20 protein-coding genes and 2 tRNA genes are annotated in these 16,734 nt (G+C 43.3%); 8 read left to right on the forward strand and 14 right to left on the reverse strand.

Features of this window, described 5'->3' with window-relative positions:
• Window positions 1-28 precede the first annotated feature (28 nt).
• The 3 genes from NWF01_05645 to NWF01_05655 all read right to left on the reverse strand — a co-directional run bounded on the left by NWF01_05645 (window position 29) and on the right by NWF01_05655 (window position 3,216).
• The gene (locus tag NWF01_05645) at window positions 29-592 is read right to left on the reverse strand and encodes a hypothetical protein (protein ID MCW4024503.1); all 564 of its coding nucleotides are present in this window, start codon (window positions 590-592) and stop codon (window positions 29-31) included.
• 233 nt (window positions 593-825) lie between these two features.
• Window positions 826-2,133 carry a hypothetical protein gene (locus tag NWF01_05650; GenBank protein MCW4024504.1) on the reverse strand — a complete coding sequence of 436 codons (1,308 nt, stop codon included), beginning with the start codon at window positions 2,131-2,133 and terminating at the stop codon, window positions 826-828.
• A 123-nt stretch (window positions 2,134-2,256) separates the two neighbouring features.
• Window positions 2,257-3,216 carry an EF-Tu/IF-2/RF-3 family GTPase gene (locus tag NWF01_05655; protein MCW4024505.1) on the reverse strand — a complete coding sequence of 320 codons (960 nt, stop codon included), beginning with the start codon at window positions 3,214-3,216 and terminating at the stop codon, window positions 2,257-2,259.
• 440 nt (window positions 3,217-3,656) lie between these two features.
• Here NWF01_05655 and NWF01_05660 point away from each other — a divergent pair.
• A tRNA-Ile gene (locus NWF01_05660) sits at window positions 3,657-3,734 on the forward strand.
• A 15-nt stretch (window positions 3,735-3,749) separates the two neighbouring features.
• Here NWF01_05660 and NWF01_05665 read toward each other — a convergent pair.
• From NWF01_05665 to NWF01_05680, 4 genes are all read right to left on the reverse strand, one after another.
• Window positions 3,750-4,142, reverse strand: coding sequence for a DUF1634 domain-containing protein (locus NWF01_05665; protein MCW4024506.1), 393 nt, complete (start codon window positions 4,140-4,142; stop codon window positions 3,750-3,752).
• Window positions 4,139-4,960 (reverse strand): sulfite exporter TauE/SafE family protein, encoded by an 822-nt coding sequence (locus tag NWF01_05670; protein ID MCW4024507.1) that lies wholly within the window; start codon window positions 4,958-4,960, stop codon window positions 4,139-4,141. Before NWF01_05670 ends, NWF01_05665 begins: the two co-directional genes overlap by 4 nt.
• Window positions 4,961-5,031: 71 nt before the next feature.
• A complete protein-coding gene (locus NWF01_05675) occupies window positions 5,032-6,000 on the reverse strand; it encodes a YihY/virulence factor BrkB family protein (GenBank protein MCW4024508.1) in 969 nt (322 codons plus the stop codon).
• 80 nt (window positions 6,001-6,080) lie between these two features.
• Window positions 6,081-6,281: a hypothetical protein gene (locus NWF01_05680; protein MCW4024509.1), complete on the reverse strand. Its 201-nt coding sequence runs from the start codon at window positions 6,279-6,281 to the stop codon at window positions 6,081-6,083.
• 82 nt (window positions 6,282-6,363) lie between these two features.
• Here NWF01_05680 and NWF01_05685 point away from each other — a divergent pair, with 82 nt between their 5' ends.
• From NWF01_05685 to NWF01_05700, 4 genes are all read left to right on the forward strand, one after another.
• Window positions 6,364-6,786, forward strand: coding sequence for a hypothetical protein (locus tag NWF01_05685; protein ID MCW4024510.1), 423 nt, complete (start codon window positions 6,364-6,366; stop codon window positions 6,784-6,786).
• A 62-nt stretch (window positions 6,787-6,848) separates the two neighbouring features.
• Complete coding sequence (locus NWF01_05690) at window positions 6,849-7,196, forward strand: hypothetical protein (GenBank protein MCW4024511.1); 348 nt, start codon at window positions 6,849-6,851, stop codon at window positions 7,194-7,196.
• A gap of 23 nt (window positions 7,197-7,219) precedes the next feature.
• Window positions 7,220-8,224, forward strand: coding sequence for a radical SAM protein (locus NWF01_05695; protein ID MCW4024512.1), 1,005 nt, complete (start codon window positions 7,220-7,222; stop codon window positions 8,222-8,224).
• A gap of 136 nt (window positions 8,225-8,360) precedes the next feature.
• Window positions 8,361-8,579, forward strand: a complete 219-nt coding sequence (locus NWF01_05700; protein MCW4024513.1) for a hypothetical protein — start codon at window positions 8,361-8,363, stop codon at window positions 8,577-8,579.
• On the opposite strand, the gene NWF01_05705 is transcribed toward NWF01_05700, so the two are convergent.
• From NWF01_05705 to NWF01_05720, 4 genes are all read right to left on the reverse strand, one after another.
• Window positions 8,571-9,164, reverse strand: a complete 594-nt coding sequence (locus NWF01_05705; GenBank protein MCW4024514.1) for a DUF998 domain-containing protein — start codon at window positions 9,162-9,164, stop codon at window positions 8,571-8,573. The two genes, NWF01_05700 and NWF01_05705, sit on opposite strands and share 9 nt — an antisense overlap.
• Before the next feature lie 47 nt (window positions 9,165-9,211).
• Window positions 9,212-9,559 (reverse strand): hypothetical protein, encoded by a 348-nt coding sequence (locus NWF01_05710; protein MCW4024515.1) that lies wholly within the window; start codon window positions 9,557-9,559, stop codon window positions 9,212-9,214.
• Between the two features lie 58 nt (window positions 9,560-9,617).
• Window positions 9,618-10,745 carry a DUF763 domain-containing protein gene (locus tag NWF01_05715; GenBank protein MCW4024516.1) on the reverse strand — a complete coding sequence of 376 codons (1,128 nt, stop codon included), beginning with the start codon at window positions 10,743-10,745 and terminating at the stop codon, window positions 9,618-9,620.
• A gap of 381 nt (window positions 10,746-11,126) precedes the next feature.
• Window positions 11,127-11,405, reverse strand: a complete 279-nt coding sequence (locus tag NWF01_05720; protein ID MCW4024517.1) for a hypothetical protein — start codon at window positions 11,403-11,405, stop codon at window positions 11,127-11,129.
• Between the two features lie 159 nt (window positions 11,406-11,564).
• Between NWF01_05720 and NWF01_05725 the strand changes: the two genes are divergently transcribed.
• From NWF01_05725 to NWF01_05735, 3 genes are all read left to right on the forward strand, one after another.
• On the forward strand, window positions 11,565-12,011 hold the full coding sequence (locus NWF01_05725) for a hypothetical protein (protein MCW4024518.1): 447 nt from the start codon (window positions 11,565-11,567) through the stop codon (window positions 12,009-12,011).
• An 81-nt stretch (window positions 12,012-12,092) separates the two neighbouring features.
• A tRNA-Arg gene (locus NWF01_05730) sits at window positions 12,093-12,171 on the forward strand.
• A gap of 82 nt (window positions 12,172-12,253) precedes the next feature.
• On the forward strand, window positions 12,254-12,994 hold the full coding sequence (locus NWF01_05735; GenBank protein ID MCW4024519.1) for a glycosyltransferase family 2 protein: 741 nt from the start codon (window positions 12,254-12,256) through the stop codon (window positions 12,992-12,994).
• A 269-nt stretch (window positions 12,995-13,263) separates the two neighbouring features.
• Here NWF01_05735 and NWF01_05740 read toward each other — a convergent pair whose 3' ends face one another.
• The 3 genes from NWF01_05740 to NWF01_05750 form a co-directional block, all read right to left on the reverse strand.
• Window positions 13,264-15,579: a hypothetical protein gene (locus NWF01_05740; GenBank protein MCW4024520.1), complete on the reverse strand. Its 2,316-nt coding sequence runs from the start codon at window positions 15,577-15,579 to the stop codon at window positions 13,264-13,266.
• Window positions 15,580-15,591: 12 nt separating this feature from the next.
• The gene (locus tag NWF01_05745) at window positions 15,592-16,392 is read right to left on the reverse strand and encodes a hypothetical protein (GenBank protein ID MCW4024521.1); all 801 of its coding nucleotides are present in this window, start codon (window positions 16,390-16,392) and stop codon (window positions 15,592-15,594) included.
• 56 nt (window positions 16,393-16,448) lie between these two features.
• A partial coding sequence (locus NWF01_05750) for a hypothetical protein (protein MCW4024522.1) occupies window positions 16,449-16,734 on the reverse strand: 286 nt, incomplete at its 5' end.

Raw genomic sequence — 16,734 nt, forward strand, 5'->3', positions numbered from 1 at the left:
GATGGGTGATCAGGTTTTCTTGTGAGCTTTAGTATTTGTCTATAAGGTCATCCCAGAATTTAGAACGGGTTTTCTTTCGCACAAGTTGCCCATCAACACATTTTTCGTCTGCTCTAATCTTCCAAGCCCTAATAAGAACAAAGATAAGAAATATTCTTGCGTAGATTGTAAGAGACATCATCCATGAGTAAACGTCCACAACAGTGAAGCCCAAGTTTAAACTGAAAAGGAAAGTGTTACTTGGAATAAACCAATGAGTAAAGTAAAGACCTAAATCAGGGATTCGGGTGCTGCCAAAAAGGTAACCAACGGGACCATAAAATATATCATTCATCAACGAGGCAATTAAGCCTAAAGCCAAGGTAAGTCTGATGTTTCGCTTAAAACTTAGGGCGGAGAGGGCAAAGAAGGGAAAAAAGTACATGGGAATTAGCCATAAATGGTAGCCACTACTTCCCCCGAACACCAAGTCAATGTAGTTTATGAAAACTACGCCGTAGACTATTGCAAGCACAATGTAGAGCTTGAATTTTTTGTTCACTATTTCCAGAAGTTTTCGTCTTTCAACCTCGTTTGGGTCGTCACATGACAAAAACGTCACCAAATATCTGATATAAATGCACCAAAAATCGACAAATACCACTAAGACATAAATCAAATTAAAGCTTTCTTTCAAGCAAACGATTAAAAGCTACAAAGCAAAGTTTAGAAAATTAATGTCCCACAGCACACAACGTACCACCCCCAAAATAAAACAACAGCACAACTGCCATTTCTCAAAATAAAGCACTCAACAACCCCAAACAGAAAAATTGAACCATCGATTTAGTGGTTGTGTTTTTTGTAGATAAGCAACATGCTTATGGCAACTATTACCGCTACAGCCACACCCACTCCTGACAGGATCACTGACAAAGGCAGATTTTCCTGTTGCAACATAAGTTTTTCATCTTGTAAAACAACGCTAAAGGTGACTGATTGGAGTTCAACGTTTTGCCCTTGAGTATTTCTAGCATAAACCGTTAAAGTATGAGCACCCTCAACCAAACCATCCAGCGTGATATTGCCCGCCAACAAAACAGTGACTTGACCATCAAGACTGTACCACAACGATTCCGCTGAGCCCTCAATTGTAAAATGCAAGGGTATACTGTTTGAAGGGTAGGTTACATTGTTTTGAGGAGAAGAAAACATGGCAGTTGGCGGCGTATAATAACCAGCAGGCGTATACCGCTCGTTAGCAGCAGAATAAACAGTTCCTGAACCACTAGGGTCTATGCCTCCAATAGCGTATATGCGGTCGTCAACCACTGCAACACCCAAATGCAACCTAGACGTAGGAATACAGACTCCTGTGCTCCAACGATTTGTCAACGGGTCATAAATCGTATTTGAATGCCCATAAAGACCACCAATATTATAGAATCGTTTAGGAGCATAGGTGCCCGTTGTTGCTCCACCCGCATTATAGTTAGCTTGGTATGGATTAGCAGAACCATGATCCCAAGTGTTTGTTTGTGGATCATAAATTCTCACGCCACCAAGGTAAATTTTGCCATCAATAACCGCTGAAACACCATACACGCTACCATCCGGTATTGGCATCATAGTTGCCCACGTGTCAGTTTCCGTATCATACATCTCGTTTAAATCGCAACCGATAGGTGTTCCCAGAAACGTGTCATTGAATCCGCCTAGAAGATAGATTTTTCCGTCAACACAACTTGCCGTTAAGCATGACCTTGGCGTGGGCATCGGTGTAGTAGTTGCCCAAGAATCAGTTTCTGTATCATAAACCATTGTTAAACATGGGGCGAAAACGTAAATTTTGTCTTGCCAAGCCACAGTTGGCCCTCCCCCAGCTTGAGGCATAGCTGTTTTTATTGTCCACCTATTAGTTGCGGGATCATACATTTCATTTAAAGTTTCTGCGCCACTATTGCTACCTCCACCAATAGCATAAATTTTCCCACCAACTACCGCAACACTGGCAGCTCTAGCCGTTGACATGGGCTCAAGTTCATCCCAAAAATTTCCTGCAACCTCAGCACCATTAACCAGAACAATAAAAAAAAGAGACATAGTCAATGATGCAAGTGCAACTGCAACAAACAATCTGCAGAATTTTTGCAATGTAATCCCTGATTCTATGCATGGATTAATTTTATATATAAGATTTTTTGTCAAAGTTTCTTGACTTAAGTTAGTCAAACTTTTTTGACCAACGTTCAAGCAAACAATTAAAAAAATAAAAAATTAAGGAAGAGTCAAGTTTCCTGCAACACGCAATTTGCCGCCCTCCAAATAAAACAGCACCGCAGACTCACCCGACAAAAACGCAAGCTCCCTATCCAAACTAAGCGTCAAAGTAGTAGTTCTCCAATCCTCCGATTCAGCAACCGATTCCACCTTAGCATTAAGAAACTGCATCCAATACCCAACATGCAAAATCATTCCTTCCTTGATGGGAGTTTGCCAGTATTTTACCAGCGACATGGGCGCGGTAAGGGTTTTTGTGGTTTTCACGTTAGCATCAGTGGTTAAAACAGCGCCACGCTCCACATCCTCAACAGTTACGCCTTTGAGAGCAAACCCAACACGGTCACCCTCAAATGCTTCCCCAAACTCATCATCATGCTTCTGAATCGAGCGGATTTGCGCGGTTTTTGTGCCGGGCAGAACCTTCATGGCATCATGCTTCTTCACAGAACCACCTGCAACCACCCCTAGAACTACGACGCCGACACCTTTCACGTTAAATGCGTGGTCAACGGGCACGGTGCCTGTGGGTTTGGTTTCTGCGGGTTTTTGTTGTGAGGCATCATTTAGGAGGCGTTCGCGTAGTGCGTTTGGGTCATCGGAGATGACTTGGTATTTTTCGAGTTTAGTTCCTTTGATGAAGGGCGCGATTTTGTCTATGGTTAGGTAGTTTCGCAGGATGATGTAGCCTTCTTGGATTTTGCTGCACATGAGCAGTACGGCGGATTCGCCAAAGTTGGCGTTGACTTCCTCAACCACCAGTAGAGCTCGTGTAGATAAGGAAACCGCATAAAACAGTGGTGCAAAACGTTCAGGATACCGTGTGGGTTCAATGAGTGTTACGGTGTCTTCGCCTCGTTTGAGGTTATAGAGGGTTATGTCTGTTGAGGTTCCTTTTTTGGCAAGTGACGCGCTGTAGTTTGGTGAGCCAAGAACGGCTACGTTGAGGTTTCCCATAATCAAGACCCGAAGCATTGCAAAAGTAGCCCTAAGAGATAAGTCTTTTCAAAGAAAACCTAAAAGCCAAAACACTACATGATAATGTGAGGAAAGGTTATGTCACAAAAGAAATGCCCCGTCTGCAAAAAACCCTACATGTCCTTTAACAAAAAAAGCAAATACTGCAGCGACGCCTGCGCCAAAAAAGCCAACAAAACAAAATAACCACCATTTTTTCTTTTCAGCAACCCATCTATTTGGAGCCTATTAGAAATACAATGCAGAAACCATAGAGGGGAGGTCACCAATGACTCCTTTTCATACCGAAAACCAATCCACCAGTAACCACCGCTAAAGAAACGGTACAATCCTACAAACTCATGGTTTACGGCACAAACAGCTTCCGTTATTCTTATAAACCAACACCAATATTTACTTCAGACACGCACAGGAATTGGGGGCCGGTAGCTCAGCACGGCTGGAGCGTTCGACTGATAATCGAAAGGTCGCCGGTTCAAATCCGGCTCGGCCCACCAATCAACTTTTCCGTTCTAATGCAAGGCTAAACTGATTGTAAGCACGGCCAGCACAAACAGCGTCACCAAAATGTACGCCTTGTTTTTCTCCCAAACAAAAAACGCCACAGAAGCAATCGCGCGCATATAGGGGGTTAGGATGAGGATTATGATGCCTAGGGTCATGAATGTTAGGGCGGTTTCGTTGGCAAATAGGGATGTGACGGTTTGGTAGATGAAGGCAAAAAAGTTCTCCCCACTGATGTAGACGTTGTTTGCTTGGGAAATCTGTAGGTTGCCGTAGGATTGGAAGTATAGGGTGATGCCGATTATTTCAAAAATTACGCTTGCTGAGACTCCGATTATTAGTAGGTAGCTTATAGCGTTTTCAAGTTTGGATTCGCCATTGCCTAAACCTGACCCGTTCATAGTGAGGTCACTCCTTTAAAGAGCATCTGAACAATCAGCAAAACCACAATCACCATAAAGAGCACTTTGAGGTTACGGTCAGGTACCCTGTTTAGGAATCTTCCGCCAATGGACGCGCCGATTGTTACGCCGATAGCCATAGGCGCTATTAAGGTTAAATTTAGCAAACCAGAAAATAGGTAAACACTCACGCCGGCTAACGCGGTCATGCCGATTATGAAGTTGCTTGTGGCGCTGGACACTTTAGCGGGTACTTTTAGGATTTTTTCATGTATGATTACTTTGAATGCACCTGCGCCCAACCCAAGCATTCCTCCGGCAACCCCTGCCACAAACATTCCTAAGCCGCCCAGAATCGAGTTGGTTGATTTGTATTCTACGACTTGTTTTTTGGATGCATCATAGTAGCTTCCGTGCAGTCCCAGCCATTTGGAGAGTTTGTCTTGGGTTTTTGGGGGATGGTATTCTTCTTTGAGGGCGCTGCGGACATTAATGAAGGATGTGCAGAGAAAGCCTGCAAAGAGGAAGTATAGGAAAATGGGTGCGATGATAACTGTGATGGTTGCGCCCACGATGGCGCCAACTATTGTGAATGCTTCAAGAAACATGGCGAGTCGTATGTTGGCTATTTTTTCTTTAACAAATGATGAGGCACTGCCACTTGAGGTGGCGATGATGGCGACCATTCCTGCTGCGACTGCTTCTTTTACTGGAACCCCACAAAGAACCAGTATAGGGGTTAACATGCTGGCTCCGCCCAAGCCTACAAGAGAACCAACAAAGCCTACGCCGACAGAAATCAAGAGCAGAGTAAGCATGTCTATCAAGGGTTAAGCCTCATGTTAAAAAACAAGATGAAGTAATTAAAGACACGGGCTAGTTTGTTGGGTTACTGTTGGTTTTTTGGCTGTTTTGTGGGTGTAGTGATTTTTAGGTCTATCTCGATACTTTGTGCGGATTTCTTTTCGGGTTGCTGTTGTGATTGCTGTTTTTCTTGTGATGTAGGTTCTTTTTTGCGTTGTGAACCAAAGGTTAAGGCATAAACTCTTGAGATTTCTGCCCCGAAAAGCACAATTTGGTTGAGAATAAAAATCCAAAGAAGAATAATCATCAGTGACCCTGCTGCCCCAATTATAGTAGTTACCGTAAAGGTTTGGATGTAGGTCCCTAAAATGTAGTTGACCACAGTAAAGGCTATGCCAGTTGAGACTGCAGCCAGCACAACATCGCGCCATTCTACTTTTGCCTGCGGGAGCATTTTGTAGATTATGGCAAAGAGTAGCGTTGAGAGGGCAAAGGACAGGAAAATTTGCAGGGTGGTTATGGTGATTAAGGTTAAGGTTTGGTTGATGGAGAATAATCTTATGATGCTAAATAATGCTGTGGCAACTCCCGCCCATCCAATAACAAGCAACCCAAGAGCAGAAACCAGAAAGAATGGACCGATTTTTTCGCGTATACTGTATAGTAGTTTTTGTTTTTTAGGACGTTTAACATCCCAAATCAGATCAATGCTGTCTCGCAGGGTTGCAAAGGCACCAACTGCTCCAATTAAGGTGAAAAGAATCAGAAACAAGGAGCTAAGAAAGGATGAGAAGGGTGAGGCGGCGTTTTCGAGGAGTTGACTAAAAAGGTTTGCGACCGCGGGTCCTGCGAAGGCAGTTATTTGTTGGATGAGTAGGTTGATAGATTGGGGTTGGCCGTAGAATTGTTCGAAGATGGTTAGGATTATTAGTAGGAGTGTTGGTAGGGGTAGGATTATGAAAAAGGTTAGGGCACCTGCTCTGAGGGGTGAGTTGTCTTTTAGCCATTCTTTTAGGGCTTGTTTGAATATGATGATTAAGTCTTTTTTGTTCATTGGTTATCCGTTGAAAAGACGCTGTTGTTTGATTATTAGGTGATTGGGATATTTGTATGTTGGTTTAGGTTGTGTGGGGGTTATTGTAGTTGGCGTATTGTTGTGAGTAGGGCGGTTGGGGGGTTGTTTTTTGTGTTGCGTGTTTGTGTTTGGTTTATGTAGTCTTTTAGGCCTAGGACGATTAGGTGTTCGATGAAGGTGCTTCTTTTTTCTCTGCCGCGGATGTTTTCTAGTTCTCGGAAGAGTTTTTGGTCGACGGTGATGCTGATGTTATGCTTCATCTGTAAACTCCTTATACCTTGTATATTTGGTATACGTAATAAGCTTTATTAGCTTTACGCCACCAAATACACAGGGGACATTATGAAAACCCTACGCATATCCGACGACGCCCACCAAAAACTAACCGCAATGTTAGGAGAAATAACCGCCCAAACCATGAAAATGCAAACCTACACCGACGCCATTGAAAATCTCCTCGGCACAAGCGTCACCCTACCCCCAGAACTCCTAAACGAAACTCAAAGCTTCGTAGAAACAAACAAAAAACTAGGCTACACCAGCAGAGAAGAATTCATCCGAGACGCCCTAAGAAACAAACTCAACCTCGCCAAAGAACAATACGTCTGCATAGAAGTGCCCAAAGAAGAGTACGAGCGGATGCAGCAAGCAATAGAAGATTTAGACACGGGCTACTTGAGCGCTGATGATTTTGTCAACCAACAAATCCGTGCACTACTGGAAAAGCATGATGCCTACTTGAAAGAGGAAAGCGAGAAAGCATAGTTTGTTGATTAATGATTCATAAACGCTTTATAAAAAAACAGTAATGTTACCTTGTGTCCTTGATGAGAAAATCAAAGCTGGAAACCTACGAAGAAATTCTAAAAGCCCTAGCTGAGCAACCATCAACTCTGTCTGCCATCGCTTTTTCTTGCAATATGGACTGCACGATTCTGCAACAGAGAATGGAGTTTCTCATAGAAAGCCAGTTGGTAAACGAGGTAATCATGGGCAAAAAATGCTGCTACGCCATCACTCCTAGAGGCGCTACAGTTCTAAAAACCCTAACAGTCACCCGCCTGCTTGAACGTCTTCAGTCAACCGTAAAGCTTGCGGATGAAACCCTGTGCAGTCTTGAAGCAATAGACAACGCACAAAAGCTCAATGTAGCAGGTAAAAGCAAAAAGTATTAAGCCTCCAAATCATCCGAAAAGTTATGGCACAGATTACACCCCAAACAATTTGGGAATCCAGTCAAAGCAAACTCCAAAGTCTTCTTGATTCAGGTGTTCTTGCCCAAAAAAACAGAATAATCCGCTTCTACGCGCCCAGCTTCACCCACTACAAAACCAAATATTACTGCACCAAACCCAACACATTCCCAACAATCTCCATAACAGGCACCAACTGTAGCCAGAACTGCAAACACTGCGCAGGCAAAGTCCTAGAAACCATGCACTCCGCAACAGACCCCGAGCGACTATGGGAGTTATGCAAAAAACTTAGGGCTGACGGTGCAGAGGGAGTGCTAATCAGTGGGGGGTGTTTGACTGATGGGTCGGTGCCGCTTAAACCATTCATGGAAGTTATCTGCAGAGTCAAGCGCGAGTTGGGGTTGATGGTGTTTGTTCACACAGGAATTGTTGATGCTGAAACTGCGGATTTGCTTAGGATTGTGGGGGTTGATGCGGTGCTAATTGATGTTGTTGGCTCAGATAAGACCATAATGGAAGTCTTCAACCTCAAAGTTACAGTTCAAGATTACAAGGATTCCCTAAAAGCGCTACAAGATGCGGGGTTAAAAGTTGTTCCACATGTAATTGTCGGCTTAGATAACGGCAAGCTGAGTGGCGAGTTTGAAGCCCTCAAAATCATAGCGCAAATAAAGCCCGCGGCAGTCGTGATTATCGCATTTATGCCCATCCACAAAACCCCAATGCAAAATACGCCACCGCCCACGCCTATAGACATCGCCAAAGTCACCGCAGCCGCTCGCACCATGTTCCCTGAGGTTCCGCTGGTTTTGGGTTGTATGCGTCCAAAAGGCAAAAACCGCAAGGAAACCGACGTACTTGCGTTGATGGCGGGGGTTGATGGGATAGCGTTTCCAAGTGAAGAAGCGGTCAAGTTTGCTAAAGAGAAAGGTTACAATACAGTTTTTTTGCCTTATTGCTGTGCACAGATGGGTTTGGCGCCCATTCATTGGAAGAGCAGGGATTAGTCACTATCCTCTCTTAGGCTTCTGCAGGAGCTGGCTATTAGGACACAAATATGCTTGCCCCTGGCTTGTTTTGGTCTGGAGAGTGTTGTACCAAAGCTTTTAAATCAATCATAGCAACCAGTAACTTGGTGAAATAATGAAAAAAACCGCTGCCTCGGCAGCCATTTTGCTTTATGCAACCCTGCTAATTGTCACCGTTAACGCCCAAACCGAATCAGCCACTCCAGAACCTAACGTTGCAGCCAACATTTTTGGAACAATAATCGCCGTCGTTGCGCTGGTTGTAGTTATTGCCATCATCATTTTTGCAGGCTACAAGATACTCAAAAAGTGGAGCACGGGCCAGTCAGACTGAGCCTCTGCTTAACATTTTTTTACACATCACCAATGTCCAAGCACAAACCGCCAACCCCGAAACTGTTTCAGGAATAGCCACGTTAGGAACAAAGTGAAGGGTGAATTCTAAAACCCAAACCACTGCCGCAACAATTCCCAGCAGAACCGTGAAGCCAGCCATCCTGCGCTGACGTGAAAGCCACAACGCAAGAGTAAGAACAAAAAGCGCGATAGGTGCCAACACAAAAAATGCTACAGAAACAATGTAGTGGGTGGGGTGGAAGTTCTCGTTGAATATGCCTATGGCGGTTAGGGCAACTGTGGCGGCTGCAAACAAAAGACTTCCCGCCTTGCCCAAGTGTGACGTGAAATATGTGTATAATCCAAAAGTGGCAAAACAGAATCCCAAAATCCCTGCTACAATTAAGCCAGAGTTGAAAACTGGACCCGTAATACCTGAGACCACGCCAAGGTCACTTAGTGCATTGGTTTCCCAGTTAAAAGCTGGATAAGAAGCTATGGCAACTGAGATACAGACAAAAGCTACTATGGGCGTGGCGATTCCAGCGGCTGCGCCAATTTTTAGTTTAAGATTTTGTTGCATAATATCTTGTTGGCGGCTTGGTTTTTTATGGTTTATCCTTTGGCGGGTTATGCTTTTTCGTATTTGGAGTCTTCGATGCGTTTTTCTTCCAGTTCTTCTTCTGAAATGGTTGATGTTTGCGGTTGTTTTGTTTCTGTTGCTGGCCAGGTGATTGGGTCTTTTACGTATGAGTTCATGAAGCTGGTTTTTCCGCAGGCAGGACACGTTAAATTCCTCAGATGCAAAATGTGCACACCTGAGAAAGTGCGGGATGCATCAAATACAATGCCGCATTTGGGGCATCGGGCACGCATTAACCCGGGAGTTCTCATCAAATATAAGCGCACACCCACAGCTACAATCACGATTACTATAACGATGACGATTTCGGTTGTTCCGCCAAATATTTGAGCCATACCCTTCCCTAAAATAATTATTAATATTTAAAGAATCTGACAAAAAAACACAATCCTTCTAAGCCGACACAGGCATATACCTACGCAAGTTCTGCAGGGAATGCAACTTTTCTTTCTCACCAATTTTTGCTTCCTGCACAGCGCTTTTTAGGATATCAATGGATTGGTCCATGGCTTTGCGGTCAACAGGGAAAGGCACGCCGTCTTTGCCGCCGTATGCGTAGCTGAATTTTACGGGGTCGTGGTAGCTGGGTTTTTCGCCATAAATCAATTCAGCAACAAGCGCTAGTCCTCTTACTGTGGCGGGCCCCACGCCTTTTACCGCGAGCACTTCCTCGTAATTGTCGGGTTGGAACTCGTAGAGGCTGTTTAGTGTGTCCCAGTTAATGTTTCGAGGCATACTCAAAGATTGGTACGATTGCTGCCATGGGTCAGGGTTTGCGGGAAGAAAATCTCGTAGACTACGCTGTTCGGCTGGTTTTATGGTTGATTGGATGAGGTTCATGAGTTTACGTGGTGGGTCCTTGGCTAAATCGACTGATGCGTGTCTGGCGTTTTCGCTTTGTTTTGAGACCATGTTGAGGGCTTTTTCTCTGCGCACTGTTCCTATGATGGCGTTGTGGGGTTCAACCACGAAGTTTAGGGTTTGGTCGGAGAGCCAGTGGTAGCGTCTTGCTGTGCGGTCCTGTGCGCTCATGCCCTGCTGGATAACCGCCCACTTCTCATCTTTTGTTATCAAGAAAGCGTGATGATAAAGCTGATAGCCCGCTTGTATGGCAGTGTTGTCTACTTTGGCGGTTATTTTGCTTGTGTAGGTTAACTGGTCAATTGTGTCCTCAGAAAAACCAAATTTTTCACCCACTGCTACGATGTCGCTGGGGGTTTTTTTGCTGGTTTTGCCTTTTCCGCCGCAAACTGCTATGCCATGTTCCTGTGGCGAGAGTGCACCCTTCAGTATGCCTGTGACTACGGTGGTTACGCCGCTGCTGTGCCAGTCATACGCTAAAACGCACCCTAATGCTTGGAACCAGTAAGGGTCAGAGAGTTTCTCAATGAAACGGGTTGTGCCCTGCTCTTCGATGATGACGTTTGCGATTTCTTTGGCGAGTTTTCGCATCCGCACGGTCAGCCATGAGGGTGCTTTTCCACCGTGCAAAGGTAAGCTGGCAACACCAGTTCGGTACATAATCTTCCTTGAATCTAGGGTTTTGAGCGGGATATATGGATTATTTAATGGAACCCCGCAAAATTTGGCTGTGGCTAAACAAAAAATCCATGCGGTTTGAACAAAGAAGCACCCATTAGTGACCTACCCCTCTTAGGAAAAACAACCCGCCATACGAACTGCAAAAAACGCACGCCAACACCACCCGTTACCTCTCCCCTCTAAGGTACCTGCATTCATCAACTATTTGGAGCCTAATAGGTTGGTGAAAAACGCACCCAAACAACAACTTTAAGCAACAAAGGTTGCGTTTCCCGCAGCCAAACCAGCACCCAACCACCCATAATAAACAAACAAAAAACGCTTCAAAGTGGATTGATACTATGAACTGAGACGCACGGGCTATGTGTCAAGAATTTTTTGTATTGATTCTAAGTATTCTGCTATTTTTTGACCTTGTTCGTTTAATGAGAATATGTCGTTGTAGGGTAGTGTTGTTTTTGTTTCGATTTCTATGAGGTTGTTGTCTTGTAGGTATTTTTTGGCTGAGTAGACTGCTTTTTGGCCTGCTGTGACATTGTTGATTATTGTTGAGATGTTTGATTTGGGGTGTTTTTTTAGGAATAGTATTACTCGGATGACTGCCGTTAATTCGTCAAAGCGGTCCACTGGGGAAGACATCTTTATCACCTTCAAGTCAGCACTTGATGTTTAATTGGTTTTTTCTCCGCGAAGCATAAGTTTCTCTAAGCTTAATATGCGCAAAGCTTATATTGTATCTTGGATGAAATAACGTCTAGGCGTAATATTCACTAAGCATAAAAACAGAAGGCTTAGAAAATGGAAAAAACTCAAATCACATCTAACCTACCGCATGAACTCAGGGTAAATTATCGCGTGAACCGTAAAAACTCTCCCCTCATTGAGCAGTTGAAGGTTGTGGCGGCGCTGAAACTTTGGGAGCATCGGGGTTTTCGGGATGCCCAGTTTGAGGTGCCATTGTCTTTTGGTGGACAGAGGGTGTTTGTTAAGGTTTTGGCGAGAAATGAGGATGGCGTGGTTGCTGTTGAGTGCTGCTCAAAGCTTATGTTGGGTTGGTTGCGTGGGCGGGTTGCACTGTTGCGTGGCTGTTTGCCAGCGGACACCTATCTTGTTGTTGTTTTTCCTTCGGGTGTAGGTGAGCGGGTTGATGTGACGGCGGGTTTGGCTGATGAGGTATGGGTAACCAATAAAGACAACAGCAAAGTGGAGCGAATGATGTTTATGTCGGTTTGCCATAGGGAATAAAGCCTGCGTGTTAGACGGGTTTAATAGAAATTGCCATAAATCTTTTAATGTTACTCCTTTATCTTGTTGTTTGATTTGCGGGGGTTCGTAGCCTAGCACGGATTAAGGTGTCGGCCTTCGGAGCCGGAGATCGTGGGTTCAAATCCCACCGGACCCGCCATTCTCTAATTTGTTCTGATTGGTTGTAGAGGTGGTTTCGGTAAGTTTTCGTCTCCCTTAAGCCTGCAAACCTGCCTTTAACAATGAATATGAAAACCCTGATGCTTATTCCAGTGTACAACTGCGGCAAAACGTTGTCTTCCCTGTTTAGTTTTCTCTACAAACTCAAGCCGCAGCCCGACCTCTATGTTTTTGCTGAAAACAACAGCACTGATGACACACTGGAGCGGGTTTGGGAGTTTAAACGACCGCACAAAGTGATGAGGCTCTGGTTCAAACAGGACGCCGTAGCAGTCAGCGACACTAAGTATGACCCGATTGCGCATGTGCGTCAGCTTCTTTTGACGTTCGCGAGGCGGTTTGACCCGGATTTTGCCATATTCTTGGACAGCGACGTTTACCCTCAAACCCGCGAGTTAATTGAGGAACTAACAGCTTGGAACAAAGACATAGTCGGCGGCGCGTATTTGCGTGTTTTTCCACAGGGATTGTTTGTGGCATCAAAGTGGAAAGCATGGGGAAAACCAGGACAATACATCATGCAGAAAAAAGTCACAATGCCTCTGGATGAACCAATGATGACTTCAGCGGGTTGTCTGTGTCTTAGCAGAAAAATAATTCAGGATAAGCGCATAAATTTTTATCCGGTGCAGCCTGCGGGGTCCAGCGAGGATTTTGGATATTGTCTGCAAGCCCGCAAACATTGTTATGATGTTTATTTGGATGGAAAAGTAAAACTTCATCATGTAATCCCAAAAAAAATCCCCATAAAACCCTGGTCGTATGACCTAATAAAAAAGCAGCCGGTCCCCTTTATTTATTAACTATCCCCTGATTTTTCATTGAGAAAGAAACCAGAGAATCAAAAGTGAAAACCAATCACCCAGAACAGGCATGTTTAACTAACTACTTTTAAGACCTTCTGTCCTCATCCTTTTAAAGAACCACAAAATCATAAAAAAGGTCGGACCTATTGTTTCTTATTTTGATAAGAAGAAAAACTAAGAATCTGAAAAATAAAAAATCGTGCTCTTAAAGAGCCACGATCAAATACACAATTTAAATCCTCTGAATAGCTGTTTTTGAGCCTTAGTTATACACTCCATTCGCCAAAGGTCGGTAGCGACGTCGTAGCCCATTTTCGAACACAAATAAAACTTTCAATCAATGATGCGTCTGAATAATAATCTGCAAGAGCATTCATTTGAACTGCTGATAAGACACCGTTTGCAATTCCAATACCTGCTTCTTTTCCTATAAAGTATCTGTCTGCATTAGCGAGATATGTTCCTAAACCGTTATTACCTGAGCTAAATGGAGTAGTGCTTCCAGACATAGGTGTTGAAACAGATGTTTTGTTAACATAAAATGTTGCTGTACCATCATACCCTGTGCAGGTTACACCGATGAAAACCCATTGATTAAGAGGCACGGACAAGCCTGACCCTGTAGTTGAAATAGCCATTTGATTTAGAACCAGATTTCCAGAAGTGCTGAATATCGCCAAAGCTGGTGCATACGCATTAGAACCTCCGATAAGAGTTAAATATCCACCCGAAGCAGGATAAGCAGTGATATACACGTACCCCCACATTGAGAATGCGTTAGTGCCAAATGCTGTTATTGATGAACTTAGCATTATTTTGTTAGTGTCATATGCTTGTCTTGCGTTTCTGTTTATCCATTTGCTATCAGTTATTGATGTTCCTGTTGCGGTACCTGTGTTGCCGTTACCGCTGTAATCTATCGCCGGGACACCCTCATCGAGCTTCAAGCTTAGAAATGTTATAGAGGCAGTCGCTGTGGGACTACAAGAAATTCGTACTCTATAAACTGTGGACCAGTTAATACTTCCATAAGCTACAGTGGGATTACTTTTGTCGAATACTATAGTTTTTTCTCCCACGAAATCATCAACCAGATTGTATCTTACACTATCAGTATCAGCAAGATACCACGCTGTGGATTCGTTATGACTTGTGAAAAGAATACCGTATGTTTGATTGCTACCGGTTCCGATAACTTTTGCTCTTATTACCGACCCGTACGATAAGTCTAATGGTGTCGGTGAATAACGTTTCCATATACAAACTGAGCTATCGTTGTTTGAATTATCGATAGTAAATACTCTTGTTTCTGTGTCATAATCTATACCATAAGACGAGTTATTGCTACCATTTGTTACTGCTGTGAACTGTGAAAGATCAATATTTAATGGGTCGACTTCTTGGTCTTCTTCATCTAGTGGCCAAGCACCTACAACATTGTCGATTTTATTTATGAATACATCATCAGAGCTTACATCAACGGCGGCAGGGTTGTTATATGCTGCACGGATTGTTTGGTTGACATCCAAATCCTCAGATATTTTTACTGCAAAAACCGCCCATTCTCCGTCAACTTTGCTGCATAGTTTGTACGTGTAGGGGGTCGTGCTGTTGCTTGGCAAGAATCTTATGTCGCCAAAATCGGTGCGGCAGTTGCTGTTGCAGTAGAATTTGGCTATGGTTTCTTCGTTTAGGGTTTCGGTTCCATCAGTTCCGCTGCCATAGTACGCTTTAAGGATCACCTGATAATCTGTGCCTGCACCAGAGCCAGCAAAAACGTCTAAAGATTTAGAGCACACCCAACCCTCAGGTAACGCATCCATACTCTCAACAATATAATTCGTTTTCGAATACGGATTATCCAAAACAGCCCCAAGCTTTCTGCCGCTAACAAAGAAATGCCCATACTCATCAGAAACACTCGCATTAACCCCAAGCGATATTCCAACACCACCAATAGCAGCTGAATTCTTTGTATGACTAAACTGTATAAATTCGCCGTTTACTGTTCCATCGATGTACATGCCTGTACAGTTCTGCGTCGAGATTACACTGGCAAAAATGTGCGGTGTAGTCAAAGTGCAGTCTGTGCCAACTTCGATGCCCACCAAGTTTTCCTGATCAGCAAGAGCTATGGATACACCATCGATGTGGGTACTGTTAAAAGTTCCAGAACCGTTACTGTAGAACTGGATACCCTTAGTCACATTTTCCATCTGAACGTGTTCAATCGCATTTGACTCCGATGAATTGCCAGTGTTAGCTCGAATTCGCATACCCACATCAACATCTTTAATCGACACATTGTTGATGTTGCATCTGCTGACATCGTTGAGTTCAATTGCAATCTGAGACGTAGTCGAGTTATCGCCTTCAAGAACAATATTTTCAAGCAACGCATTTTTCCCAAATTCGCAATGCGCATTATTTCGCACTCGAATAATTGGATTTGCTGTAGAATGAATAATGGAAGATCTGCTGTCAACACCTTGTAAAATGCCGTTAGATTCTAGCTCTATTGTCTTATTGACGGTTGTTGTGCCTTCACTAAAGACATGACAATTATTAGTTATTGTTTCCATTTTAAACACTCCTTAAACCGTTAAATTGTAAATATCAAGGTCGTTGCTGGGTATGGACGGACTTATCTGGTTAAGAATTTGCGCTGAAAGATTTCCAACTTTGATGTTATATATGAAGTTGCCCTTTGTAGCTACATGAGTTCCTACAGATGCATTCGGTGTTAGCACCATTCCGTATCCAGCTGAAACTCCGTCTAATTGTTCTGTGGTTTGCTTGATAAAAGAATTTTTTATTGCACCGCTTATACGTATCCCACATGCATCAACTGCATTGGCTTTTAGCCAAGTATTAGATACGATGCATGAATTATTTAGTGTACCTCCCCAAAGTTTAATTCCCGCATCAGAATTTCCGGCATTGTTAAGGTTAATTCCAACATCAACTATGCTTATAAAATTAAAATTTCCGCTGTCTTCTAGTGAAATTCCAGTTGTGACTGCTCCGCCGTCATTGCCTCCACCCATTTGAATATGGCTTAAAGTATGTCCTGCTTCGGTAGGATGAATCACTATACCTTTTCCAAAGGTATATTTTGGTAAACCTGTTAGTTTATAATATGAAATCATTACGTTTTGAATTTTGCAGTTTTTTACTCCTTTTTTAATTTCTATCGCAGTTTGACTAGTTCTATCCAGATTTGGATATATTGATAGATTTTCGATTGTCACATTGTTGCCTGCAACAGTTATGGCTGCAGGTTTATCAGGTGCATTATATGCAAAAGACATTTTTCCATTTCCCTTGTATCCATTAAAGGTGTCTCCTGTTTGCAGGTCGCCCTGTGGTTCATTATTATATCCATAATTTGTCATGTTTTCACCTTTAACATCATATGCCCTTCTACATTAAATAAAAAGAACGAATATTTTCAGAAAAGATGAAGTAATGCTTTTTTTCGATGAATGAGCATTAATGCCATTATTAAAGCTATTAATGTTATAGCGAATATAATCCCAATAGTTGCCCAGTTTTCATTTTCATGTTCTTCAAAGTTGGATTGTGCGTATGCATATTTCAAGTCTATAACATTATTGCCGTGACCAACATATCCTGAAACAGTATTAAAAAGTACATGCGGGTTATCATTCGAATCCAAAGCAAGAGAAAACGGACCAAGACCCCCAAACGTGTTCGCGTTTGTTTGCTCTATAAAC

It is taken from the genome of Candidatus Bathyarchaeota archaeon (genome assembly GCA_026014585.1).
In the GTDB taxonomy this organism is placed as follows: domain Archaea; phylum Thermoproteota; class Bathyarchaeia; order Bathyarchaeales; family Bathycorpusculaceae; genus Bathycorpusculum.

Excerpts from the sequence above, each read along its gene's own strand:
- NWF01_05665 (MCW4024506.1), bottom strand. The coding sequence starts at position 4,142 with ATGAACGGGTCAGGTTTAGGCAATGGCGAATCCAAACTTGAAAACGCT.
- NWF01_05655 (MCW4024505.1), bottom strand. The coding sequence starts at position 3,216 with ATGGGAAACCTCAACGTAGCCGTTCTTGGCTCACCAAACTACAGCGCG.
- NWF01_05710 (MCW4024515.1), bottom strand. The coding sequence starts at position 9,559 with ATGGCTCAAATATTTGGCGGAACAACCGAAATCGTCATCGTTATAGTA.
- NWF01_05705 (MCW4024514.1), bottom strand. The coding sequence starts at position 9,164 with ATGCAACAAAATCTTAAACTAAAAATTGGCGCAGCCGCTGGAATCGCC.
- NWF01_05700 (MCW4024513.1), top strand. The coding sequence starts at position 8,361 with ATGAAAAAAACCGCTGCCTCGGCAGCCATTTTGCTTTATGCAACCCTG.
- NWF01_05720 (MCW4024517.1), bottom strand. The coding sequence starts at position 11,405 with ATGTCTTCCCCAGTGGACCGCTTTGACGAATTAACGGCAGTCATCCGA.
- NWF01_05735 (MCW4024519.1), top strand. The coding sequence starts at position 12,254 with ATGAATATGAAAACCCTGATGCTTATTCCAGTGTACAACTGCGGCAAA.
- NWF01_05680 (MCW4024509.1), bottom strand. The coding sequence starts at position 6,281 with ATGAAGCATAACATCAGCATCACCGTCGACCAAAAACTCTTCCGAGAA.
- NWF01_05690 (MCW4024511.1), top strand. The coding sequence starts at position 6,849 with ATGAGAAAATCAAAGCTGGAAACCTACGAAGAAATTCTAAAAGCCCTA.
- NWF01_05715 (MCW4024516.1), bottom strand. The coding sequence starts at position 10,745 with ATGTACCGAACTGGTGTTGCCAGCTTACCTTTGCACGGTGGAAAAGCA.
- NWF01_05725 (MCW4024518.1), top strand. The coding sequence starts at position 11,565 with ATGGAAAAAACTCAAATCACATCTAACCTACCGCATGAACTCAGGGTA.
- NWF01_05740 (MCW4024520.1), bottom strand. The coding sequence starts at position 15,579 with ATGGAAACAATAACTAATAATTGTCATGTCTTTAGTGAAGGCACAACA.
- NWF01_05685 (MCW4024510.1), top strand. The coding sequence starts at position 6,364 with ATGAAAACCCTACGCATATCCGACGACGCCCACCAAAAACTAACCGCA.
- NWF01_05695 (MCW4024512.1), top strand. The coding sequence starts at position 7,220 with ATGGCACAGATTACACCCCAAACAATTTGGGAATCCAGTCAAAGCAAA.
- NWF01_05745 (MCW4024521.1), bottom strand. The coding sequence starts at position 16,392 with ATGACAAATTATGGATATAATAATGAACCACAGGGCGACCTGCAAACA.
- NWF01_05670 (MCW4024507.1), bottom strand. The coding sequence starts at position 4,960 with ATGCTTACTCTGCTCTTGATTTCTGTCGGCGTAGGCTTTGTTGGTTCT.
- NWF01_05675 (MCW4024508.1), bottom strand. The coding sequence starts at position 6,000 with ATGAACAAAAAAGACTTAATCATCATATTCAAACAAGCCCTAAAAGAA.